The sequence below is a fragment of the Desulfosporosinus sp. OT genome, assembly GCF_000224515.1.
In the GTDB taxonomy this organism is placed as follows: domain Bacteria; phylum Bacillota; class Desulfitobacteriia; order Desulfitobacteriales; family Desulfitobacteriaceae; genus Desulfosporosinus.
Genome location: NZ_AGAF01000211.1, coordinates 1 through 22,917, shown reverse-complemented (window position 1 = coordinate 22,917; position 22,917 = coordinate 1). Strand labels below are relative to the sequence as shown.

Genomic DNA, 22,917 nt, shown 5'->3' with positions numbered 1-22,917 from the left:
GGTCTGGTTGTTGCCTTAGTTCTGGTCTTTTTTGCCCCATATGCGAAATATATCCCCAATCCATGTCTGGCAGGGGTAATCCTGGTTACTGCCTACAACTTGATTGATAAGAAGGAAATCATGAAGGTAGTCAAAGTAGGCAAATTCAAATCGGATTCTATCGCCATGTGGGTAACATGTTTCGTGACAATTTTGATGCCTAACCTAGATTATGCAATTTATACAGGAATTGCGCTATCAATTGCCTTGTACCTGAGAGATACAAATAGAGTATCGGTAAAAGTTCTTATCCCGTTAGAGGAACGTAATTCCCAAATAATTGAACAAGAAATTGAATTTGTTAAGGAAAAGGTCGATGTGTTAATTATTCAGTTGGAAGGAAATCTTTACTTTGGCTCAGCCTCTGACCTGGAAGAGAGGCTTGATAACTTAGTAAATAAATCGAGAGTTTTCATCTTAAGAATGAAATATGTATCGACTGTAGATTTAACATCGCTCAATGCTTTGAAAGTATTTATCAGATCTGTAAGAGAGACTGGGGGAGTCATAATCTTCAGTGGTGTAAGGCCTGAGCTTGATTCAATCCTTAAAAATGCGAATCTCTATTCAGAGATAGGCATTGAAAATATATTTATGTCTGAGAATGAAATTTTGGCTTGTTCAACAAACGATTTAGAGAGAGCAAGAACTATTATAAACTGTCAAATAACAGATAACGCCGATAAATCTGCAGCCTGTAGACTCATAGATGCTATTTCAACGTTTAAATGTGCGAACAATAAATTGTAGGATCACTAAATTAGGCCCTAAACTATTACAGTTCAGGGCCTAATTGTCTTGAGGATGTGGTTTATACTAATAAATATTTTGACCGGATTTCGTCATTATCAGCTAATTCCTCAACAGTTCCTTCAAAACGAACTTGCCCTCGTTCAAGCACATAACACCTAGTGGCCAATTTCAAGGCGGATTTGAGATTTTGTTCGGCTAAGAGAATAGATATTCCGGTTGAACACAGTTCGAGAATTTGCTCTTCTAATTCTCGAACGATTAAAGGCGCTAGTCCTTCAGTTGGCTCATCCAAAATTAAAAGCTCAGGATTTCCAAGAAGAGCTCTGGCAATACTTAACATTTGTTGCTCTCCACCGCTTAAGTTCCCCCCCCTACGATTGGCGGTTTTTTTAAGTACAGGAAATAATGCATGGACTTTATCCAAATTCCATGTTCCGGTTTTAATCCCGTCTGCAATCTCGAGATTTTCGCGTACAGACAAATCTGGAAAAATTCTACGGTTATCAGGAACAAGACTAATCCCGATTTTTACCATTCGTTTAGTAGGGGTTTTAGTAATGTCCTGCCCTTTAAAAAAGATTTGCCCGCTTTTGGGAGGGGTGATACCAATGATACTTTTGAGTGTCGTTGTTTTTCCTACTCCGTTACGACCAAGGAGCGATACAACTTCTCCGTGATTCACCTTTAAAGATAAGCCGAACAATATATGACTCAACCCGTAATAGGTATGAATGTCCTTAACTTCTAACATCATCCTGTTTCCCCCAAATAGGCATTTTGTACAGATTTATCGTTCCTGATGTCCTCAGGAAGGCCTTGGGCTATCGTTCGACCCTGGTGAAGAACCATGATCTTTTGAGCAACGTCAAAGACTAAATCCATATCGTGCTCGGTAAGCAATATTGTAAGGCCTTCTTGTTGAGATAATCTTTTAATGAGATTTACGATTCTACGTGTTTCATCGGGTGACATTCCAGCAGTTGGCTCATCTAAAAGAAGGAGATCTGGTTTACTTCCTAAAGCAATCGCTATTTCCAAGACCTTTTGATCTCCATAAGAAAGGGAGCTGCATGAATGATTTTTAAAATCTACAAGTCCAAAATTTTCGAGAACCTCAAGTGTTTCTTCAACAAGAAGTCTTTTGGCAGGTCTGAACAATTTCCTATCCAGGCGATGTTTAGATATAACAGCAGTTTGGATATTTTCAAAGACTGTAAGACTGGAAAAAATATTTATCAACTGAAATGACCGCCCCACTCCTTGGTGACAAATTTTGTGAGGAGCCAAGTTCGTAATTTCCCTACTTTTGAAACGGACATGACCTGAATCCGCCTGTAGATGCCCAGTTATTAAGTTGAATAAAGTGGATTTGCCGGCGCCATTGGGTCCAATTACCGCTACTACCTCTCCCTTTGGAACAGAAAGGTTGGCATCTGTAATTGCCTGAAACCCATCAAACGCTTTTCTAAGTTGTTCAACTTGAAGCATTCAAATTCTCTCCTCTCACACTCCGCCTTTTTTATCATTACTCTTTATAAAATAACCAAGAATACCTTGAGGCAGGAACAGGACGAGGATGAGTAACAGCACACCAAGGACAAGAAGCCAGTATTCAGTATAGAGACCAACAAACATTGACAAAAAAACTAATATGACAGCCCCTAATGTCGGGCCCATAAATACAGTAAGTCCTCCCATTAAACACATGATCAAAATTTCTGCTGATTTGTTCCAAGAGAGTAGGGAAGGGGCCACAGATCTTTCGACTAAGACAAATAATACACCTGCAAGCCCTGCAAAGAATCCGGCGATGACAAACGCTGTCAGTCGGTGTCTTCTGACGTGTATTCCTAGACTTTCAGAGCGCATGGGGTTGTCACGAGTGGCAAGTAATGTCAGACCAAAAGGAGATTTGCTAATCAGATAAAGAATTACTAAAGATAGGCATAGAATAATCAGAGTCGTATAGTAGACTGAATTTACAGAAGTAAGAAATTCAGGAACAGGTATTGCATGAATTCCGTTGTCTCCATTCGTCAGCGCATTCCAGCGATAAATAATAGCCCATACCAACTGCCCTAAAGCTAACGTAAGCATACCAAAATATAGTCCTCTTAATCGCACGCAAAACCAACCAATTACTAGGGCGATCAAGGCAGCAACCAGAGGACCCAACACAACTGCAACAGCAAATGGCCAAGAGGTTTTCGTCATAATAATTGCTACAGTATAGGCACCAACCCCATAAAATACGCCATGGTGTAAATGCAAAAGTCCTCCGTACCCTAAAACTAAGTTTAAGCTGGTGGCAAGTAAGGCTGTTGTAAAAACAGTTGCTAGCAAGTAAACATAATATTGGGAGATTAGAGTCGGCATCGCTAAAAGTATCAGAATCCCTGTTGCTGACAACCCCAAGCCGAGATAGGCTCTGAACTTTCCCTGAGGCATCTTCAAGGTACTTGAGTTATTCGCTGACATAAATGTTTTCCTTTCTCTACCATGCAGATTTTAACAAACCAGAAGGTTTTATAATTAGAAGAACACCCGCTATGACATAAGGAATAATGATGGCAACGCCAGGGATAAATAATATCCCTAATGCTTCACCAACTCCCATAATAATAGAACTAATGAGTGCTCCCCAAACATTGCCTAATCCACCTATTACGACGATTAGGAATGCATAAATTATAATATTTGCATCCATACCCATCGAGATAGTAGTCGTTGGCGCTATCAAAGCCCCTCCCAGTCCTGCAAGCCATCCACCCATTGCGAAAACTAGAGCAAACACTCGAGTACTGTCAATACCTAATATATCAACCATCTCTCGGTCAGTAGCCGTTGCTCGGCAGATCTTGCCAAGATGAGTTCTCGATAAAAAAAGCCATAAACCAAGGGCAACAATTGGGCCTACTATAAGAAGGAAAGCATTATACGACGGAAGGGATGCTCCCCAAAGATTAAAGGAACCCCTTAAAATCGTAGGAATGTTCATAGATTTGAATTCTGTTCCCCAAATTATTTTGACAAGGTCCCCTGCGATAAGTACTAGAGAATAAGTCAAGAGCATTTGCATTAAGTGTTCTTGGTTATAGATAAATCTAAGCAACCCGCGTTCGATTACAAGACTAATTAACATTACCGCGATAGGGGCAACCAGCAGGGCCAACCAAAACCCATTTGGGCCTTGGCCAAAAAATATTGAGATTGAGTAGGCAATAAAAGCACCTAACATATAAAGTGATCCATGGGCAAAATTCGTGATTCTTAACACTCCAAATATGAGCGTTAGCCCTGCTGAAACGATAAAGAAAATCATTCCCCTGCTTAATCCTATAAAAAGCTGGCTGGCGAGTGTTGCGAAGTCCATGTGTCATCCCCCTGTTGTGTGAGATTACGTAAATGGGCGGTACCTGGTGGTCCGCCCATTAATCTTTGTTATTGCTTTGCGCGAAGCTTTTGAATTTCGTCGATAGAGGGCATAATTTCTTCCGGACTAAGGGTGTGAAGGTCTGTGGCTGCAATTTTTCCGTCTACCTTAGCTATAACCCCATAGGTCATGGGAATTGCCACCTGATGGTCTTCTTTGCGTAAAGTCGCTTTGCCTACCGGTGTATCAATAACTAAGCCTTCCATAGCGTCAATGATCTTTTCCTTATCAGTACTGCCAGCCTTTTTAATCGCTTGACCTAGGAATTCTCCTCCCATGTATCCATATAAAGCAAATGCAGCAGGTTCACGATTATATTCCTTTTTAAAAGCTTCGACAAAGGCCTTATTTTCAGCTGTATCTGGATAATTTGATAAATATGGATTTGTACCCAGAACATTTTCAGGCGCTTGATCACCCAAAGGCCTTAGGGTCGCAGGGTCATAGCTGGTATGTGCCCATACAGGGATTTCTTGGGCCAGTCCAGTTGCTTTGAGTGCTTTCATAAAGGCTACCATATCAGCTCCACCAGTGCCAACCACAAGCACATCCGGTTTAGCACTGCGGATAGCGTTGATATATGGTGTGAAATCCGTTTCTCCCACACGCCACCAAGTTTCTCCCATTTTGTTAACGTCAGGTTCAAGTGCGGTTAAATTGGACCAAAGGTTAGAAATTACAGAATGACCATATTCATAATCACTGCCAGCTAACCAGATTTTTTTATAAGGCGTCTTGGAAAGTTGGACCGCGCCTGCTTTACCGATAATTGCGGTATTGGGCAAAGTGCTGAATACATAGCGATGGCCTGCTGCACCTGTGACTTTGTCACTCATTCCGCCCCAGTCGATAAAGGGTACTTTATTCTCTTTAGCAAATTGTGAAACTGCAAGTGAGGCTGCGCTATTCGTAGTTCCTGCTAGAAAGTCAACGTTTTCTTTCATCACGAGTTCTTTTGCCCAGCTTGTTGATTTGTCCGGCTTGAATTCGTCGTCACGGGTGACAAATTCAATCGTCGGACCTCCTTTAGCGGCAATTTCTTTGACCGCAAGTTTAAATCCATCTAAGGAGTCTTTGGCATAGACGGCTGCTCCGCCGGTATAAGTATCTACAATTCCAACTTTGATGGTCTTTTTGTCAGCTGTAGTGGTTGAACTATTTCCACACCCAGTAACTAATAATGCAATAATCAAGAGCATGGACCCTATTTTAATTAAATTACTCGATCTCGATCTTATTTTGCCTACCATACTAACCATTCTATCCCCTCCATAATGTTTTAGAAAACCCTATTTAGAGATGTTTCCTTTTCTGAGTTGGTTCTTGTCTTACGAGTTTTTTCCGTTCTACCATACTTCCTTTCCCTTATAAATTCCTTGGAGCGCTCCTGTTTAATAAGTGTGATGTGAGCACTTTGTACACTTAAAGGATATTCTAAAATTATAACAGGTGTATTTAGGACAGACAATACTTATTTTGTCGTGTATTAAAACACTATCGTCTATATGATCGCATCTAGGCGAAATTATTCGTATAATGGAGCTGATGGAAAATAGCCTATTTGTTTTGATACAAAAAATAGAGGCTGCACTGTTGCAGCCTCTATTTTCCTTAGGATTGATAGTTTAAGTTACAATCCGTGAAACCGATTTGATATTACTGCTCTTTTGAGTGAACAAGGAGATAACAATTAGGGTGATAAAGCTTAAGGGGACACCTACAAGCGCTGGGTTGCTAAAGGCAAAGGGAGCTACAACACCTACAAGGTGGTAGACATTGCTGTATGTGTCCTGGGAAAATAAAATTATTCCTAAAGAAGTTATCAGTCCTACGATTATTGACCCGATCACTCCTGCTGCAGTTGTTTTTTTCCAGAAAAGTATCATAATAATCGAGGGGAAGTTAGCGCAAGCCGCAACAGCGAATGCCCATCCTACAAGAGCAGCGACATTCATATTTTTGAAGAGAATTCCCAAAACCATGGCTATACAGCCTACGACTATTGCGGTGATTTTCCCAGCAAAAACTTTTTTCTTGTCGGTCAATTTCAGATTGAAGAACCTATCCATCAGATCATGGGCAATAGCCCCAGAAGCTGCGACAATTAGACCGCTGACTGTGCCAAGTACGGTAGAAAATGCGATGGCTGAGATCATGGCGAAAATCGCGATACCAATAGACTTTGCCAATAACGGTGCTGCCATATTGTCATTAGTAAGATCAAGAACTCCACCAGTCATGGCTCCCAAACCCATGTAGAGGGTAAGAATGTAGAAGACGGCCATGGCGGTAATAGCAACAAGGGTAGATTTCCTAGCGGCAGATGGACTTGGAACAGTATAATATCGAATCAGAACATGCGGTAAGGACGCTGTACCTAAAAACAATGCAAGCATTAGGGAGACAAAATTGAACCGGTCAGTTGGTGTGGCGCCTTTTTTAGGATCAACTTTGTACTTAAGTCCAGGGCTCAGGATATCCTTACCAGATGTGGGATTCTGATAATAAACAGTTATTTGATTGGTCCCATCCTTAATTATTTCATGCCCCCAACGCGTTACGACGCCATTACTGATCGTCGATACTAAGGTGAAAGGACTCAACGAACCCGTTGTTATAGCGGCTTTTCCATTAACTTTTTGCCCGTTAATCTCACTCATTGCACCTACCTGAAAAAACTTGTTATTTGCTTTTGGCTCTCCATTATAAAGCAGAGATCCATCAGCGAGCGTAGTGATCGTTTCCGTTTCCTCCAATATATTTTTTTGTGTATTTAGTACCCATATGCTCTCTACATTATCCTTGGAGAGCTTTACATAACTCTTAGTTTTAGACTTGATTAAATTCATTACCTTATAGGAAGGATCCTCAATTTTTACCGCAGTATCACTTATACTTGTAACCTTTAAGGCAATAAGATTGTGATAGGCGGCATCTGCTTTATCTGGTGTAGTTGACAGCCCACGTGAAAGCACTAGGAATGTCAAGATTAACGAAAAGGTAATCAACAAGGCTCCTTTAAAGAATTGGACGTATGTGGTTGATGCCATACCTGCAGTTGCCACGATTGCAATAACAATAATTCCTACTATTATTACCCCTGCTTCATGGGGCAACCCGAGTAATGGAGTTACCAGTGATCCAGCGCCAACCATTTGAGGGATCAAATAAAACATTGAAACCAAGAGGGTACTAAATGCCCCTAATAGCTTAATTCCCTTGGAATTGAATTTGCTATCAAGTGCATCGGTAAAGGTATATTTTCCGAGCCGTTTCATTGGTTCTGCAACAATAAACAAGGCCACCATCCAACCCGCGAGATAACCAATGGCATATAAGAACCCATCGAAACCATACGTGGCTATCATTCCGCATATGCCAAGAAACGACGCGGCAGAAAGATAATCTCCAGCAAAGGCAATTCCATTTATTGACCAGTGGATTGATCCGCCGGCAGCATAGTAATCAGTTGCTGACTTTGTTTTGCGAGCAAAATAAAAGGATATGAAGAGAACCGAAATCACAAAACATATGAAAATGGCTACAGCCCCTGGTGAAACCGAATAATTCATCCCGTATACCTCCCTTCAATTTCTCAAGTACATCAATTAACTAACGTTTACCATCAATTACAGTTAATTTTTCTGCGTTTGTACAAATTTTATTGTAGATGATTGCCAGAACGAGAGCTAAAATAATCAGCCCAAAGCCATAAACAATTGCTACGTTAAAGCTCCCAATATTAATTCTCATGATTGAACTATCCATTACGTTGATATAGATAAATCCTGCGTATATGATCGTATAGATAATAAACATTACTACCCCCAACCGGGCTTTCTTTTTATCGAGAGTCTTATTCTCTTTCCATTCGGTTGCTGGTCCATGTGACATATCTTCACCTCCTCTCTAGATTAGATTTCAAGGTGGAAGGCTTATTTTTCCCGTTTTAAAACGGGAAAGCTTTTAAAGTCGTATGGGCGGCAATAATCTTATGGAAGCACTCAGTGTCAGGAGCATTAATTTACGATAAGGTTATCTTGCGAAAATGATTAATCATATCATATTCTGATTACGAAGAAATTGCAACAACAATTCAAATTATTCTGAATTGTCAGAATATACCTAAATTTGTAGTTGAGGAAAGTAGAAAGGAAGAATAGGGTCAACAGGCGAAGTCTCGTCGCCCTAAATGCATCTTTAGATATAGGGATCGGTAATATTCGAGCAGAATGTCTTAGCTGAAGGTTCATATTGAATTATAAATATAGTCGCGGGTCCACGGTAAGCTGTTGTGTGGACCTTTGCTGAATAATAGCTGGTGTAGATCAATGTTTCCAGTGTGAAATGAAGCAGCACAAGAATTAAGATAGAGGCGCCACATTCGAATAAAGGTTTCGTCTTTATTTTTCCGAACGAGCGGGAGGACTTGTTCGAAATTTTGAGCCCAGTGTTCTAAGGTTCGAGTATAATGATTTCTCAGACTTTCGACATCATAGAGTGAAAAACCATCATCTTCCATATGCTTGATCAGTTCAGGAACTGATGGAATGTAACCGCCGGGGAAGATATAGGTGTTAATCCAGGAGTTTGTACCGGTTCCATCCCTACCGGTAATACAGTGTAGGAGAGAGATCCCTTGATCCTTTAGTAAATGATGAACTCTGGAAAAGTATTCACTTAGGTGCTCTTTTCCAACATGCTCGATCATCCCCACGCTGACCACCCGATCGAATAATTGATCTCTAATTTCGCGGTAATCCATCAATCGCACATCCACCAGCTCACTTAGATTTTCGCTATCAATTTTGTAACGCACTTTATCATACTGTTCCTCGCTAAGGGTAATACCTAATGCTTTAACCCGGAATTCTCGAGCCGCGGTTAGAATTAATTCTCCCCAACCACAGCCAATATCCAGTAAGGTCTGTCCTTCATGTAAATTAAGTTTTAGTAAAATATGATCAATTTTGTTTTTTTGCGCTTGGGTTAGTGTATCTTCTGGAGATTTAAAATAGGCGCAAGAATAGGTCATCGTATCATCAAGCCACAACTTATAAAAGTCATTCCCTATGTCATAGTGATATTGGACATTTTCCCTGCTTTTTCTAACGCCATTGGATATAAACTTGACCATTTTTAAATAGGTGGGGTTCTTATATAAAAAACTATCTTTATTAATAAAGAGGGATTCCATGACTTTCCGGATACTTCCTTTGATTTCAATATTGCCATGCATGTAAGCTTCGCCGAAGGCTAAAGAAGGATCTCCGACGAGCTCTGACTTAGGTATGGGTTCATGCATAATAATCTGAAAGTGCGCGTCTCCTTCACCATACTGTACAACCTCTTCATCCCAGAACTTCACCAAACAAGGGTGAGTAAATAGATTCTTAAAAAGGTTTTTGAAAAATATCTTGTCAACATCCATGAAGAATAGCCCACCTTTCTTAATTTGGATTTTTAGTAATCGAACCTGATTTGGAAAAAATAACCGAATACATTTAAGGGTATCAATTCTACGAAGAAGCATAAATTCCTCTAAATATTCTGACTATTCCAAATATTATCATGACTTGAATATTTTAATAATGAAGGAACAATAGGACTATAATAGATTTATACAAAATGAATAAAGAATATTCTTAACATTATGACAAATTGGTGATATATTATATAATCACTAACGGTATTCTCACTATATGGAAGAACAGATGACCTGTGAACTACATCGATTCGATTGGAGGGGGAATGTATATGCTGCTTTCTCTAAAACAATTTAAGCCATTTGATCAGTTGCCTGAAAATATTTTATTAGAGTTGAGCCAAACGATACCAGTTAGGACCTATTCGACAGGTAGTTTTGTATTCATAGAAGGCGAAAAATCACTGGGTTCATTATTTTTAGTTCTATCTGGAGTTGTGGAAATCATTACAGGAAACGGGGCGGTAAGACTAAGGAGTCAGGGAGACTTCTTTGGAGAAACTGTGATTCTTACTGGCAAACGATATCCCGCCTCTGCAAAGGTAATCGCTGAATTAACTTGTTACGTGTTGGGAAGAGAAGCCTTTGAGAATCTCTTACACAACTATCAGGAGGTTGCTCGTTATTTTAACCGCGTATTAACGGACCGAATGTGCGGGTTGTACGAAGAAATGCTACAAGAACAACCTTATGAGTCGTTCGGTTTAGGATTTGAACGTTTTAAACAGAAGGTTTATGATATCATGTCCACTCCTGTAGAAACCTGTCAGCCGGACACTTCGATCAATGATTTAGCGCGTTTGTTCACAAAGAAAAAAATTAGTTCTATGGTGGTTACAGATCCCAATGGTAAAATGTTAGGCTTAGTTAGTGAGCGAGATATTATTAGTAAAGTACTAGCCCGCGACGGCAACCCTTCAGTCGTTGCCGCTGTCGATATTATGCAACATGATCCCCCTACGTTGATAGCTAATGCCTTCTTTTACCAAGCGCTGCTTACTATGCTGAAAAGTCATGGCAAATATATTGTCGTCACGGATAAAAAAAGGCCCATCGGCATTGTTACTATTGGAGATTTAACTAGGGCAAGGATTACTAGTTCCCTAACGATTGTTAAAGACATAGAACTTGCCGGAAATATCGGAGAATTGGCACAAGCTGTCAAACAAATCTCCAAAACAGTGGCTACAATGATCAGCGAAAAGGCCTCCGCAAGTGAAATTGGGGAAGTGGTGTCAGAATTATATGACATATTAACCCGTAGGCTGATTTTGCTCACGGAGAATTTATTGGCAGAAAAGGGCTTAGGGCGACCGCCTGTTGATTATTGTTGGTTAACCATGGGCAGCGGAGGCCGTGAAGAGCTAACCCCATCATCAGACCAAGACAGTGCCATAATATATGCTGAAGTTCCGCCTGAAGAGGAAGGGAGAATTAAGGACTATTTTCGAGAATTGGCTCAATATGTAACGGACGGGTTAGACCAATGTGGCCTAATTAAATGCCCTGGTAATATCATGCCTACAAATCCCGAATGGTGTCGGTCGTTAACGACTTGGAAAAGTATGGTGCACCAGTGGTCAAGCACGCCTAATCCAGACGCTGTTCGTCAGTTTACAATTTTTTTGGACTTTAGACCAGTTTATGGACAAGATTATTTGGCCCAGACGTTACGTGATTATACGTTGCATATGTTCCGAACCACTCCTGCCCTTCTTCATTTCCTTACAAGTGATGCTCTAAGCCATAGGGTACCGCTTAATCTGTTCAAACACGTAATATTGGAAAAGAACAAAGACCATAAAAACGAAGTGGATCTAAAAAAGGCTGCTTGTGTTCATATTGTGGACTGTATCCGAATTTTTGCTATGCGGGAAAGCATAGTTGAGGTTAATACTTTAGCGCGGTTGAAAAAACTTGTTCAATTTGAAGCCATCTCCTCAGATGATGCAGAGTACTACGAAGCAGCCTTTCAATCGCTCATGATGTTCAGGATGCGGGAGAACCTAAGGAAACTTGGTCTAGGGTTCATTCCGGATAACTATATTAACCCAAATAACCTCAGCGAAAGAGAACGATCTGTTATGCGCGAGAGTTTTTTGGCAGTCGACCGCCTGCAAACCGTAACCGGGTTGGCTTTCCAAAGTTAAGGCCATTTGTAAGGGAGGACTGAGAGATGAAAAGTAAGACCAGTATTTTCATGAATTTTTATAAATTTTGCTGCACAGTTGATGAGGAGGAATTCTGCCAAAAAGTAACAGCTTTTCGTCTGCGAAAATGGCCTTCCATGGCACTAGACGGCAGCAGGTTTGTTGTATTTGATACCGAGACTACTGGGTTTTATCCTCATAAAGGGGATGAAATTATTTCTGTTGGAGGGGTAGTTGTTGACAAAGGCCAGCTTACAGATGAAACGTTTCTTCAATTCATAAATCCTAACCGTGGAATCCCGCCTCTTGTAACTGAATTGACCGGTATCACCGATGAAATGGTAGCTACAGCGCCTGATTTTATCGCCGTTTGCAATGAATTTATGGATTTCGTAGGGTCTTCAATGCTTGTTGCTCATTGCGGCGCTTTCGATTTTAGTTTTATAAATGCCCAGTTGCAAAAAAACTGTGGAGAAAAGTTATGCCCTTTGGTTTTAGACACCTATTTACTCTCCCATCTACTTTTTCCCGACCATAAAACCCATTCCTTAGACGATTTGGCTGAAGCCTATGGAGTGCCGTTAACAGAGCGCCACACTGCTTTAGGGGATTCAATCATAACTGGCAAAATTTTTTTGGCAATGGTCGAGGACTTAAAGAAAAAAGGCATCAATACTACAACTGATTTACTGTACAGTTTTAAATATCTGAAGTTTAGTACGCAGTAATCAGCTTAGTTTAGCTCAATAGAGCATATATAGGAGAAATGAATGAAATAAAGAGCCCAAGCACATCTTGCATAGGGCTCTTTATGGATAATGACATTGCAGCCATTCCTTCTTAAGGGACAATCTTCCATCTTATGTTGATAGGCATATTCTGACACGAAGGCAGTAGGTTATTCTTAGAGAAAATAATTCCTTATTTATATAACATCCCATAACATATCTGAATAAATTTATTAATAAAAATAGTTAAAATATTCGTACAAATTTGAATTGTTTGTGTTATTATGTGTTTAAGTATTTGCGCGGTTGTTAGTGTGATGGTTGTTTGTGCGTTTGCGTGATATATATACGAAAACTTCTTGTAGCGAACCATAAACACGGCTGTTTTGAAGAAAAATTTAGATGGAGGGAGGTAGAGCGCATAAAATAATTTATGAGGATAAACACATATATAGTTTTTGCGAATCAACTATCACAAACTAAGGGGGAAAATCGAAAATGAGTATACAGGAAGTCAAAGTTAATTATAGTGGTGCAGATCCTACCGCTTTTGGTGTTTTGGGTTTGGCGATGATTTGTCTCATAGCCTCAACTTCCAAATTAGGTTTTACTGATCATAGCGCAACAGGTTTGCTTGTTGTTTGGGCATGTTTATTGGGTGGTATTGTTCAAATTATGGCTGCAAAAATTGACTTTCAGAAGGGCAACGTTTTGGGTGGCACAGCTCTGGGTGCTTATGGCTTTTTCTGGGTAGGTATGGCCTTTTCATGGTTAACTATGAACGGCGCGTTCGGCCCAGGCATGAAAGCTGCTGTTGACCCTAAAATGTTGGGATTTGTGTTTTTGGGTTACCTTATTTTCTCTCTTTTTACAACAATAGCTGCTTTAGAAGTGAACGTTCCTTTTGTTGTGCTGTTTCTTTTCATTGATGTGCTATTTTTCTCGCTTACGGCAGTTACATTTAATGTAGGTCCTGCTCCTATGCTTACACAACTAGCTGGTTGGTCTGAATTGATTGTTTCCATCATTGGTTTCTATTATTCAGCGGCCATATTTTATAAGAATTTTTATGGACGTGAAATATTGCCTCTTGGTAGGCCACTCAACGTTATTAAAAAATCTGTACCGGCACCTGCAGTGCCTGATCAGCGTCAGAGGGCTAGAGCCTAAGAAATTATAATTAAATTCTACAATGAAAAAGGCTCGAGACATCTCGGGCCTTTTTTCTACTGTTAGAAAGTATAAACTTCGTTATATACTGTAAGAAGGGCTAATCCGTGCGAAGAAAGTGTCTTCGTGGGCGCCAGCCAAGTTTTCTTTATATGTGCAACTAAAGCTGTCGCCTTCACCGAGGCTCGGCGAAGGCGACAGCTTTAGTTTTCGTTAAATTCTAGAGTATGACGCTACAGCTTAGGCTAGGTTTTATCTATTTAAGAAAGCCATTGAGAATTGTATCCTCTGCTTCTTTTTCCGAAAACCCAATTGACATTAATTTAATTAATTGTTCGGACTCGATCCGGCCTATGGCCGCCTCATGTACGAGTTGTGCTTCGCTATGATAGGCTGAGATTTTGGGGGTCGAAAGAACTTGAGCATTATGCATAATTATGGCGTCGCATTGTATATGACCACGGCCTTTATTTCGTCCTACTAAATCGAAATAGAATTCTTGCTTTGAATCATCCTGGGCAACAGATCGTGAAATAATTTGGGCTGAAGAATCTGCACCTTGTAATTCGACAGTAATATTTGATTCTGCTTCTTGATCCATATAGGTCAAGAGCCGTTCTGTGACCACAAGCTTTGCATTATCCATAAGTCGGATCTCAGTATCCCTTTTAGTGCGGTCAATTCCTTTTATCTGAATAAGTTCAAGTTCTACAACAGAGCCTGCCTCTGCCTCGATAATTGTCTTTGGATTTAAAACCCGTTGACCCTGTCCTTCACCCTGTCCATAGTGTTTCTCTACGTACTTGAGTTTGGCCCCTTTTCTCACAAAAAAGTTGTGTATGCCATCGTGCTGTGATGCGTGGCTTCCTGAATTATGGATTCCGCAGCCAGCAACGACCAACACGTCTGAGTATTCTCCAATTTCGAAGGTATTATAGACAACATCATTGATGTTTTCCTCAGTTACAATGACCGGAATATGGACACTTTCTCCTTTGGTATAAGGTTTTACAATTACATCAATGCCTGATTTGTCCTCTTTGGTGATGATATCAATATTAGCCGTTGTGTTCCGCTGTACCCCTGCTCCATTTTTCCGAATATTGTAAGCTCCTTGGGGTATCTCATGAAGATCGGCCACTTTTTCCAGCATTAATTTATCCAATGCATTCAACATTCTGACCAACCCCTTTCTCACATTTAGTGCTACATGCACAAGCATCGGTATTTAAAATTCCAGCAAGAATAATATCCCTTTCAGATTGCGCACTGATCGTCCCATTGGACATCAAAATGATTTCATCTGCAAGCTCCATAATACGTTCCTGGTGAGAAATGATAACTATCGTTGTATCATATTTCATATGGATATTTTTAAACGTTTCCGCAAGCTTCTGAAAGCTCCATAAATCAATTCCTGCTTCGGGTTCGTCAAAAACTGCAAGCTTTAGATTCCGTGCGAGCACGGTAGCAATTTCGATCCTTTTCATTTCTCCACCTGAGAGACTGGTGTCAACATCTCTGTTGAGATAATCTTGGGCACATAAACCTACATCATATAGCAAATCGCAAATATTAACTTTTTCAGGATTATACGAGGCAGCCATCTTTAGAAGGTCCTTGACTTTGATGCCTTTAAAACGAGGTGGACTCTGAAAAGCATACCCAATACCCAGACGAGCTCTTTCGGTGATATTCATGGTTGTAATGTCTTGCCCATCGAGTAGAATCTTACCTTTGGTAGTATTATAGACACCCATAATGATTTTGGCCAATGAAGATTTACCTCCACCATTTGGACCGGTGACAACATATATTTTTTTATCATAGAATTTTAAATTTATATTCTTTAGAATCTCAACGCGGTTATCTCCATCTGTTTCTAGAGATACTCCCTGTATTTCAAGCATAACTATTCCTCCTTAATTGCTTATCCGTTGTCCATGTTCCAGAATATCATAATCCGACAATTTATTGTAGAAGATTTATTAATTATTTTTTCAAGAATGAAAGATATATTCTTCCAGGCTTGTTTCTTATATGCAAAAAGTATTCTGGGGTGAAGAGTACCTGAAGTTTATATTATAACCAAATACGATCTTCTTACATATATTGCTTTAGTTAGATTGACGTTCGATAGGGGGGAATTACGTGGGCATTAAAGATACAGGGTGCCTTAATCACGTGCCCTATGGTTATGGAGTTTTACGTTCTTATAATGGCAAATGTCATTATTACCGAGATAATCAACACATCCGCCATAATTTCAAAATGAAGGAATTTAATCCTAAGAGAATCCATCCATATGGTGTCATGGAAAAACTGGTCGATGATTTGCAGAAAATGCGGTATTTATTAGGAGTACCCATTATAGTAACGAGTGGCTATCGCAGAGAATCAAACCCCCATGGTGCAGGGCTGGCAGCTGATATTACAGTCCCAAGAAAAAGCTTTATTCAAGTTGCAGAAGCAGCGTATCATGCTGGTTTTCGCAGAATTGAAGTAATGAAACGGTACGGAACTTCTTATGGGAACTTAATGAGCGTTGGAGGCCATGTACACCTGGATGTATATGACGGCAGTGGGAATACCACTTGGGGAACAGAATATGATTGCCCCTCATGTGATAGAATCCCCTGTTATCCTTGGTACGCTTGGGGAATTCAAAATTCATGGTCCGCAACGAGCCATCCAAATACGTTTAACCAATTATTACACAACCTGAAGACTAACGCTCATGATACCGGCTATCGCGGATGTTGAGGAGCATAATCAATACACGGGGTGGTTTAAGTGGCGTATTCAATTATTGTTTCCAAAAGCAATAGGCAACTCTACTTGTTACAAGATGGTAATGTGATTAAAACTTATCCAGTTGGCATAGGAAAGATGCTTACTGCAACACCTACGGGTACGTTTAAAATTATAAATAAGGCCCCCAATCCGGGAGGACCTTTTGGAGTTATGTGGATGGGACTAAGTAAACCCCACTATGGAATTCATGGTACCAATGATCCTCAATCCATTGGTAAACAAGTGTCCAAAGGATGTGTCAGAATGTTCAACTCTGATGTAATAGAACTTTCCAAAATTGTACCGATTGGAGTAAGGGTAACTATAAGAGCATAATCCTTTTAAGGAAATACCATTAGCCAGAGATTTAGTTTAAGCCAGCACTCAGTGCTGGCTTTTAGAATGATTTCAAAGAGTTTTGTTGACACCAGCTAGATTGAATTTGATTTGAATCTATCATAAGGTTTATAAATAGAATGGTGATAGGGATTTTATTTCCAACTGGAATAAAAAAAGATCAAGGCTTGTCGTTTAAACGGACAAGCCTTGATCTTTCTTATTTCGTGTTACTTGGCTAGATCTGGTAGTGCTTTCTTAATCATGTCTAGAACCGTTGGATCTACAATTTCTACGTTTTTGGTTGTCGGATTGACCTTAGTAGCAGACTCTGGAATAGCGGTGAAACTGTGGTCAGCCGTTATATGATTGTGAGGATCTGACTTGTTGTCCCACATAATGGTCTTCACGTCGTAATTTTTCCCTGCATGGCAGGTCACGCAAATGTCATTGGGCTTATCTTTCTTCAGTAATCCTCCGTTTGCGTCGGGACCGTGTACTTTGTGACAGGTCAAGCAACCATTAATTTGTCCAGTAGTATTGTGTTTGCTAAAGGTATAGTCACGTGTGCCATAGTGGTTTGTTGTGATAATAGCACTTGTTGTGGAATCTTTCTTTGGATCACTGTTGTGACATTTTAAGCAGGTGTCGGAATTCGGCAATACCATAGTGGCTTTTTTCTGATCATCAGTCGTTGCTGCAACGTGTGCGCTACCAGGACCGTGACAACCTTCGCAGGTAATTGTGTAGTCAGGTGTTCCTGTGGCACCCATGTTAGGACTATGACATTCAGCACAAGTATATTCTCCTGCAGACCAGTTCTGGGTTCCATTAACTACACTAGCGCTTTCGATCTTATACGTGCCATCAGGGTTTTTGATCAAATGACCCACCCGATAAAATCGTTTTGAGAAGCCAGCTTCTTTAGGAATTTCAGCAACTACATAGGTATCCATTTCTACGCCAAGGGCTTTGCTTATATCTATTGTTGTTGACTTTGCATTATCGGCTGCACCGTCATATACGGTAATCGATCCATAGGTCTTATCTAGTTTATAAGCCGATAAAGGTTTAAAGGATTGATAATGGGGCGTTTTGTCATAGTTTGTTTTCTGATGACAACCTTGACAGGTTTTCTCACCAACATAGGTGGCAGTCACATTGGCAACCTGGGTTGCTGGAGTCGTTTGAGTTGAAGGTGTTGGAGTAGGTTGCTGAGTACTGCAGGCAGCTACTAACATGATAGTTACTAAAACTATTAGACTTAATACCATAATTCTAAGTCGATTCACTGAAAAAATCCCTCCTTCTCAGGTTCTTTAAACATAAATAGTTTGCCGAAAAAAACTCCTTTTATACTAACCACGAAATGTTATCCTGCCAAAATTTCATAAATTATTCCCTCGTAAATTTACATAATACATAAATTCTAAAGTTTGTAGTTACAATAAGATTGCCTAATGAAGAGTAGTATAAGTCACTAAAAAGGAGTGATGAGTTTGGCTTCAAGCGAGGGAAAACCTGCTAAAGCTAGCAGAACCCAAAAAACTGTGCTTATTGGATTAATAGTGGTCGTAGTGTTGGTTATTGGAGCGTATGCAGGGATGCACTACACCTCTCGACCGCAATTTTGCACTTCTTGTCATGAGATCGCGCCTCAGGTCGCATCGTGGGAAACAGGGCCGCACAAAGATGTCGAGTGTCTGAGTTGTCACGCTGCACCTGGTAATGTAGGCTACATAGTACGGAAATTGAGTAGTTACAAAGAGGTTTATCTGCATTTCACCAATCAGGTCCCAGCTAAACTCGAATGGACTCCGCATACCGATGCTTGTTTGTATTGTCATAGCGGCAAAGATAGTGCCTACCCGAATGCTAAAAATATTACTCTGGCGCCTGGGTCCGCTCCGAATGCCCCACCAATAAGTCATCAGCCTATGATTGATGGGCAAGTTAGCTGTATATCCTGTCACCAAAACATAGGACATGTTGCCAAGTCGAAGTCTTAAACCAGACTCTTAAATAAAGCATATTATTAATTAAGCATATTAGTTCAGAAGTGGCGATAACGGAAAACGAAAGAAGGCTGGAAGCAACTTAATGCTCCCAGCCTTCTTTCTTCATGCAAACCAGAATTCTTAGTATAACTAGATGTTTAATTATGCTCCCAATTTATTGATTTGAGGATATTTCTCCAAGCGTTGCCTGAACTTCTTTCGTTTGTCCATCTCGGATATAGGTAATGGTTACTTTGCCTCCAACATTATATTTGTAGAGTTCATGAATAAGGTCAGATGAATTCTGAACTTGAACATTATTTATCTTGGTGATGACATCTCCTTTCACAATTCCAGCTTTAGCTGCGGGGCCATTTGGTGTCACTGCTGAAATATAGGCTCCAAGAGCTTTGTTGTTGCTTTGCGCGTATGAGTTGTATTGATCGTCCGTACTCACTAATAGTGCGGGATGTTTGGCGACACCTGAAGTGATCAATTGTTGTATAGTGGGGGTGGCGTCTGAAATAGGAATAGCAAAACCCATTCCTTCAAAGCCCGATTCTGCATATTTGGCCGAGTTGATACCAATGACTTGTCCTTGATAATCCACGAGTGGCCCGCCACTATTTCCGGGATTTATTGCTGCGTCTGTTTGGATTAAGTTGAAGCTTGCCTCGCCTTGTATGTCAAGTGTGCGATTCGTCGCAGAGATGACACCAGTGGTCACGGAGCGTGCAAATTCAGTACCACCTGGATTTCCAATAGCAACCACTGATTCACCAACTTCTATTTTTGAAGAATCTCCAAGCTTAACTGCAGTAAGGTTTTTGGTATCGGATATTTGTAATACTGCGAGATCTGTACGTGGGTCGGCACCAATTATTTTCGCATCAAGATTACGTCCATCGCTCAAACTGACAGTAACTTTTTGTGCTCCATCGATCACATGATTATTAGTCACGATATAACCTTTTTGGGCATCAATAATGAAACCAGAACCGCTTCCAACTTCTTGGAGGCCTGAATTGCCAAAATAACTTCGGCTCGATTGGAAATTAGAAACGCCAACAACAGCTGGACCGACATCCTTAGCGATTTGCGCAACAGGGAAATTGGTTGGGGTGGTAGTAAGGTTGTTAACCTGGGCTATTGAAGGGGAATTAGATGAGGAATTAGCTGTTTGAATTGAGGAGACTGCGTTTGTCGGATAAATATATGGGATGGTGGCAACCGTTGTGAGACCACCAATAACTGCGCTGATTAAACAGAGGCCAGCAGTCGCAACAAATTTCATTTTTGGTCGGTGGTGAGCGATCGGTGGTTGTTGCTGAGGAGAAAACATTATTTTAAGTTCCTTGTTTTCGTTATAGGCACTTTCAGAAGGATTGATATTATCGTTCTGTGGTAAATTAGTTTCGTTATCCATGATTAATACCTCCTGGTTAATACTCAATTTTAGATGAGAAACGAAATAAATTTTACTTTAACATTTGCAACTATTTTTTCTGATCATGATGTCATATCCATTGACTACTCTCTAAGGATAACTAAAAAATGTGAAGTTAAAAGGTGCAAATTGTGAAAGTTTTTTAGGGATTTAAGTCACAGTTTTGTGAAATGACGAACATAAAGAAGGGTAGAGGTAATATACACTTCCCCCCTTCTTTATGTTCGAAGGCTCCTATAGCTATACATCTTTACTAATTAGGTCATCCACTTTATCTTTAAGCGTAGCAGCAATTTGTTTTAATTCCTGTACTGAGGTGTTATATAGAAGTAGATACTGCAGCTTGTTCCTCATTGCCAGCAACCATTTGTTCGGGAGATCTGGTTAACAGTTAGCTTATCATCGTTTATTATTAATAATTCGTTGATAAACAATAATATTGTATGTTATACTAAACTATTATGAAAACTTGTTAAGGAAGTGATGAAGGTGAATAATAACTATTTTGCAAGGTTTATGAATTTGCTGATTTTTATATTCATTGTGATTATGGCGTTCGTTCTTCCTACCCTGCCGATTTTAGTAAATAGATATCTTGAATATGCTGGTAATCAAACTTTAAGTACTTTATGGATAACAGTTTTTTTGTATTTGACGGCCATCCCTTTTGTATTGTTGCTTTTAATGGCTAAAAAACTATGCAATAACGTCTTACGCCAAGAACCCTTTAGCCATAGCAGCGTAACCCTGTTGAATATCATCAGTATTTGTGCTTTTGCAGATTTTTTTCTCTATGCTATTGGCACGTTTGCTGTGTTAAAAAACTTGTTGTCACTTACTTTAATGGTAGCTGCTTTCATGGTGGGGCTTGTAGGTCAAATCCTGATACAACTTGTTAAGCATGCCATGGAACTAAAGCAAGAAAATGATCTTACGATTTGAGGTGAGGGGATGCCGATAATAGTTAATGTTGATGTGATGCTTGCAAAACGTAAAATGAGTTCGACTGAGCTTGGTGAAAAAATTGGTATAACCCTAACCAATTTATCAATCCTTAAAACCAACAAAGCAAAGGCAATACGATTTTCTACCTTAGAGGCAATATGCAAAGCCCTGGATTGTCAACCAGGGGATATTTTAGAATATAAAGTACCATGAATTTTGTGTAAGAGTGATTAGTCATTCAGAAAGAGGATATCTAACGTTGTTTTTTCCTTATGCTTAACCCTATGCCTGACATTAATAATAAAGCTAAGGCAGAAATAGCGATTATAAAAAGCGGTTTGAAATTTTTTTGATTGTCAGGTGGTTGTGGCAGAGGTGGGGTAGATACTTCAGCTCCCAAAGTGGCTTGAGTTAGAGGTTCCCGAGTAATAATGGTTTTATAATCCGTAACATCGTACTGGGGAGAACCGGAGGCAGTGTTTCCATAAGCTAAGCGATAATGACTGTTCCCTAGATCCTTAAAAACCAGTCTATCAAGATCGTAGCTGAACCTCACGGACTTCAGATTAATTGGTTGATTATCACGGTTATGGATGACAAGTTTAAGCTCATCGAAACGGTTAGTACTGGTCCAATTAATATCCTTTTTTGGAAGAGAAGGCTCTAAAGGGTGATTTACAAGTGTTCCTTCGGATAGGTACCATTTCGCCTTGCCGCTCATTCCGTAAAGCACATAATTTCGTTCAAACGTATCATCTGTGCGTAACTCTAAACGGAATCCGTTTAGATGGTTCACCACAATCGTAATCACAGTATCATTGCCATCTTGAGTTGTGGAATAGGGGGTTGTCGTTGCGGCGATGCTCGAGTCCTGGAAATAGGGGACTTCTTGCTCTTTATCATCAAAAATCCTTACATCCTGAAGTTGGGGTTGGTTACTGTGAGCATAAACATCCTTATCCAGAACGATAAATTTATACCCTGCCAAGTTATTGGTTTGAATAGGTTTTGAATATTGAAAACTGCTTTCCGCATATACTGGTGTTGCTAATAAAAAAAAGCTCACTAGAATAGTCGCAATTTGAAGCATCATAATTAACGTTTTAAACTCGGTCGTTTGTCGGGGCGAATTGAAATCACCTTGCTTGCTCAAGAATACCCCACCTTTCTTGTTATTCATTATCATTATAGTACTCTCCCCGGGCGGAAAGATAGCTTTAAGTAGTGACCGTTTCCAAATTTGATCTTGAAGTTCAATTGTTAGAGTGCTATCATTTGATAACTCGCTGACCTGAGATGGCTGTTATAGTACGTTATCCGGTGTTAGCTCTCTATTCTTCGGATTTGCCTTAAGAGCCACAGGGGACAAAGACCATATGTTACGAGCGCTCGGTGCTAATACAGAAAGTTATTTTTATTGGTTTGGCTCTTTCTATTGGGTTAGTGGCCTTGTCTGGTGCTTGATTGCTCAGTCTCAGTCGTATGTGGATATAGGGATGGGTATTGGGATCTGATCGCCCAGTTTGAAAATAGAAGCGGAGCAAATCTTGACAATGACAGAATGTTGTTTAAATTGAGCTCCAATTGATAGTTGTATCGTTAATAATGTTCTTTAGGTGCGCCACGCATGGCGATTAACTT

The 22,917-nt window shown here is 40.1% G+C and carries 22 protein-coding genes and 1 pseudogene; 10 read left to right on the top strand and 13 right to left on the bottom strand.

Annotated elements, in window-relative coordinates:
* Positions 1-789 (top strand): STAS domain-containing protein (locus DOT_RS19630; RefSeq protein ID WP_009622594.1); only part of this gene is annotated, 789 nt, incomplete at its 5' end.
* 61 nt (positions 790-850) lie between these two features.
* On the opposite strand, the gene DOT_RS19625 is transcribed toward DOT_RS19630, so the two are convergent.
* The 8 genes from DOT_RS19625 to DOT_RS19590 all read right to left on the bottom strand — a co-directional run bounded on the left by DOT_RS19625 (position 851) and on the right by DOT_RS19590 (position 9,656).
* Positions 851-1,546 carry an ABC transporter ATP-binding protein gene (locus tag DOT_RS19625; protein ID WP_242833875.1) on the bottom strand — a complete coding sequence of 232 codons (696 nt, stop codon included), beginning with the start codon at positions 1,544-1,546 and terminating at the stop codon, positions 851-853.
* Entirely contained in the window at positions 1,543-2,280 is a 738-nt protein-coding gene (locus DOT_RS19620; protein ID WP_009622590.1) for an ABC transporter ATP-binding protein, read from the bottom strand. The genes DOT_RS19625 and DOT_RS19620 overlap by 4 nt, the downstream gene beginning before the upstream one ends.
* 15 nt (positions 2,281-2,295) lie before the next feature.
* Complete coding sequence (locus DOT_RS19615; protein WP_009622588.1) at positions 2,296-3,270, bottom strand: branched-chain amino acid ABC transporter permease; 975 nt, start codon at positions 3,268-3,270, stop codon at positions 2,296-2,298.
* A gap of 16 nt (positions 3,271-3,286) precedes the next feature.
* On the bottom strand, positions 3,287-4,165 hold the full coding sequence (locus tag DOT_RS19610; RefSeq protein WP_009622586.1) for a branched-chain amino acid ABC transporter permease: 879 nt from the start codon (positions 4,163-4,165) through the stop codon (positions 3,287-3,289).
* A gap of 68 nt (positions 4,166-4,233) precedes the next feature.
* On the bottom strand, positions 4,234-5,484 hold the full coding sequence (locus tag DOT_RS19605) for an ABC transporter substrate-binding protein (RefSeq protein ID WP_009622584.1): 1,251 nt from the start codon (positions 5,482-5,484) through the stop codon (positions 4,234-4,236).
* 366 nt (positions 5,485-5,850) lie between these two features.
* Complete coding sequence (locus DOT_RS19600; RefSeq protein ID WP_009622582.1) at positions 5,851-7,797, bottom strand: cation acetate symporter; 1,947 nt, start codon at positions 7,795-7,797, stop codon at positions 5,851-5,853.
* 40 nt (positions 7,798-7,837) lie between these two features.
* Positions 7,838-8,119, bottom strand: a complete 282-nt coding sequence (locus DOT_RS19595; RefSeq protein WP_009622579.1) for a DUF485 domain-containing protein — start codon at positions 8,117-8,119, stop codon at positions 7,838-7,840.
* A gap of 355 nt (positions 8,120-8,474) precedes the next feature.
* Complete coding sequence (locus tag DOT_RS19590) at positions 8,475-9,656, bottom strand: cyclopropane-fatty-acyl-phospholipid synthase family protein (protein ID WP_009622577.1); 1,182 nt, start codon at positions 9,654-9,656, stop codon at positions 8,475-8,477.
* A 326-nt stretch (positions 9,657-9,982) separates the two neighbouring features.
* Between DOT_RS19590 and DOT_RS19585 the strand changes: the two genes are divergently transcribed.
* The 3 genes from DOT_RS19585 (at position 9,983) to DOT_RS19575 (ending at position 13,758) form a co-directional block, all read left to right on the top strand.
* Entirely contained in the window at positions 9,983-11,860 is a 1,878-nt protein-coding gene (locus tag DOT_RS19585; protein WP_009622575.1) for a DUF294 nucleotidyltransferase-like domain-containing protein, read from the top strand.
* Positions 11,861-11,886: 26 nt separating this feature from the next.
* Positions 11,887-12,588, top strand: a complete 702-nt coding sequence (locus DOT_RS19580; RefSeq protein WP_009622573.1) for an exonuclease domain-containing protein — start codon at positions 11,887-11,889, stop codon at positions 12,586-12,588.
* A gap of 498 nt (positions 12,589-13,086) precedes the next feature.
* On the top strand, positions 13,087-13,758 hold the full coding sequence (locus tag DOT_RS19575) for a GPR1/FUN34/YaaH family transporter (RefSeq protein ID WP_009622571.1): 672 nt from the start codon (positions 13,087-13,089) through the stop codon (positions 13,756-13,758).
* A gap of 256 nt (positions 13,759-14,014) precedes the next feature.
* Here the strand turns inward: DOT_RS19575 and DOT_RS19570 are convergent, their stop codons facing one another.
* Entirely contained in the window at positions 14,015-14,935 is a 921-nt protein-coding gene (locus tag DOT_RS19570) for a SufD family Fe-S cluster assembly protein (RefSeq protein ID WP_009622569.1), read from the bottom strand.
* Positions 14,916-15,668, bottom strand: coding sequence for an ATP-binding cassette domain-containing protein (locus DOT_RS19565; RefSeq protein ID WP_009622567.1), 753 nt, complete (start codon positions 15,666-15,668; stop codon positions 14,916-14,918). Before DOT_RS19565 ends, DOT_RS19570 begins: the two co-directional genes overlap by 20 nt.
* Before the next feature lie 241 nt (positions 15,669-15,909).
* Here DOT_RS19565 and DOT_RS19560 point away from each other — a divergent pair, with 241 nt between their 5' ends.
* A complete protein-coding gene (locus tag DOT_RS19560; protein ID WP_009622564.1) occupies positions 15,910-16,521 on the top strand; it encodes a D-Ala-D-Ala carboxypeptidase family metallohydrolase in 612 nt (203 codons plus the stop codon).
* A gap of 30 nt (positions 16,522-16,551) precedes the next feature.
* Complete coding sequence (locus tag DOT_RS19555) at positions 16,552-16,887, top strand: L,D-transpeptidase (protein ID WP_009622563.1); 336 nt, start codon at positions 16,552-16,554, stop codon at positions 16,885-16,887.
* A 230-nt stretch (positions 16,888-17,117) separates the two neighbouring features.
* On the opposite strand, the gene DOT_RS19550 is transcribed toward DOT_RS19555, so the two are convergent.
* Positions 17,118-18,179 carry a cytochrome c3 family protein gene (locus tag DOT_RS19550; RefSeq protein WP_009622562.1) on the bottom strand — a complete coding sequence of 354 codons (1,062 nt, stop codon included), beginning with the start codon at positions 18,177-18,179 and terminating at the stop codon, positions 17,118-17,120.
* 201 nt (positions 18,180-18,380) lie between these two features.
* On the opposite strand from DOT_RS19550, the gene DOT_RS19545 reads away from it, so the two are divergent.
* The gene (locus DOT_RS19545) at positions 18,381-18,896 is read left to right on the top strand and encodes a NapC/NirT family cytochrome c (RefSeq protein WP_242833874.1); all 516 of its coding nucleotides are present in this window, start codon (positions 18,381-18,383) and stop codon (positions 18,894-18,896) included.
* A gap of 163 nt (positions 18,897-19,059) precedes the next feature.
* Here DOT_RS19545 and DOT_RS19540 read toward each other — a convergent pair whose 3' ends face one another.
* Positions 19,060-20,178 (bottom strand): trypsin-like peptidase domain-containing protein, encoded by a 1,119-nt coding sequence (locus DOT_RS19540; protein ID WP_040412989.1) that lies wholly within the window; start codon positions 20,176-20,178, stop codon positions 19,060-19,062.
* 642 nt (positions 20,179-20,820) lie between these two features.
* Here DOT_RS19540 and DOT_RS19535 point away from each other — a divergent pair.
* Together DOT_RS19535 and DOT_RS19530 are read left to right on the top strand one after the other, a co-directional pair.
* Positions 20,821-21,273, top strand: a complete 453-nt coding sequence (locus tag DOT_RS19535) for a DUF2975 domain-containing protein (RefSeq protein WP_009622555.1) — start codon at positions 20,821-20,823, stop codon at positions 21,271-21,273.
* Positions 21,274-21,282: 9 nt separating this feature from the next.
* Positions 21,283-21,489 (top strand): helix-turn-helix transcriptional regulator, encoded by a 207-nt coding sequence (locus DOT_RS19530; protein WP_009622554.1) that lies wholly within the window; start codon positions 21,283-21,285, stop codon positions 21,487-21,489.
* A gap of 40 nt (positions 21,490-21,529) precedes the next feature.
* Here DOT_RS19530 and DOT_RS19525 read toward each other — a convergent pair whose 3' ends face one another.
* Entirely contained in the window at positions 21,530-22,456 is a 927-nt protein-coding gene (locus DOT_RS19525; RefSeq protein ID WP_157998499.1) for a hypothetical protein, read from the bottom strand.
* A 160-nt stretch (positions 22,457-22,616) separates the two neighbouring features.
* Here DOT_RS19525 and DOT_RS32005 point away from each other — a divergent pair.
* A pseudogene (locus DOT_RS32005) lies at positions 22,617-22,787 on the top strand (ABC transporter permease); the annotation flags it as partial.
* Positions 22,788-22,917: the final 130 nt, after the last annotated feature.

Coding starts and splice junctions, on each gene's coding strand:
- DOT_RS19625 (WP_242833875.1), bottom strand. CDS start 1,546: ATGATGTTAGAAGTTAAGGACATTCATACCTATTACGGGTTGAGTCAT.
- DOT_RS19620 (WP_009622590.1), bottom strand. CDS start 2,280: ATGCTTCAAGTTGAACAACTTAGAAAAGCGTTTGATGGGTTTCAGGCA.
- DOT_RS19615 (WP_009622588.1), bottom strand. CDS start 3,270: ATGTCAGCGAATAACTCAAGTACCTTGAAGATGCCTCAGGGAAAGTTC.
- DOT_RS19610 (WP_009622586.1), bottom strand. CDS start 4,165: ATGGACTTCGCAACACTCGCCAGCCAGCTTTTTATAGGATTAAGCAGG.
- DOT_RS19605 (WP_009622584.1), bottom strand. CDS start 5,484: ATGGTTAGTATGGTAGGCAAAATAAGATCGAGATCGAGTAATTTAATT.
- DOT_RS19600 (WP_009622582.1), bottom strand. CDS start 7,797: ATGAATTATTCGGTTTCACCAGGGGCTGTAGCCATTTTCATATGTTTT.
- DOT_RS19595 (WP_009622579.1), bottom strand. CDS start 8,119: ATGTCACATGGACCAGCAACCGAATGGAAAGAGAATAAGACTCTCGAT.
- DOT_RS19590 (WP_009622577.1), bottom strand. CDS start 9,656: ATGGATGTTGACAAGATATTTTTCAAAAACCTTTTTAAGAATCTATTT.
- DOT_RS19585 (WP_009622575.1), top strand. CDS start 9,983: ATGCTGCTTTCTCTAAAACAATTTAAGCCATTTGATCAGTTGCCTGAA.
- DOT_RS19580 (WP_009622573.1), top strand. CDS start 11,887: ATGAAAAGTAAGACCAGTATTTTCATGAATTTTTATAAATTTTGCTGC.
- DOT_RS19575 (WP_009622571.1), top strand. CDS start 13,087: ATGAGTATACAGGAAGTCAAAGTTAATTATAGTGGTGCAGATCCTACC.
- DOT_RS19570 (WP_009622569.1), bottom strand. CDS start 14,935: ATGTTGAATGCATTGGATAAATTAATGCTGGAAAAAGTGGCCGATCTT.
- DOT_RS19565 (WP_009622567.1), bottom strand. CDS start 15,668: ATGCTTGAAATACAGGGAGTATCTCTAGAAACAGATGGAGATAACCGC.
- DOT_RS19545 (WP_242833874.1), top strand. CDS start 18,381: ATGAGTTTGGCTTCAAGCGAGGGAAAACCTGCTAAAGCTAGCAGAACC.
- DOT_RS19540 (WP_040412989.1), bottom strand. CDS start 20,178: ATGAAATTTGTTGCGACTGCTGGCCTCTGTTTAATCAGCGCAGTTATT.
- DOT_RS19530 (WP_009622554.1), top strand. CDS start 21,283: ATGCCGATAATAGTTAATGTTGATGTGATGCTTGCAAAACGTAAAATG.
- DOT_RS19525 (WP_157998499.1), bottom strand. CDS start 22,456: ATGAATAACAAGAAAGGTGGGGTATTCTTGAGCAAGCAAGGTGATTTC.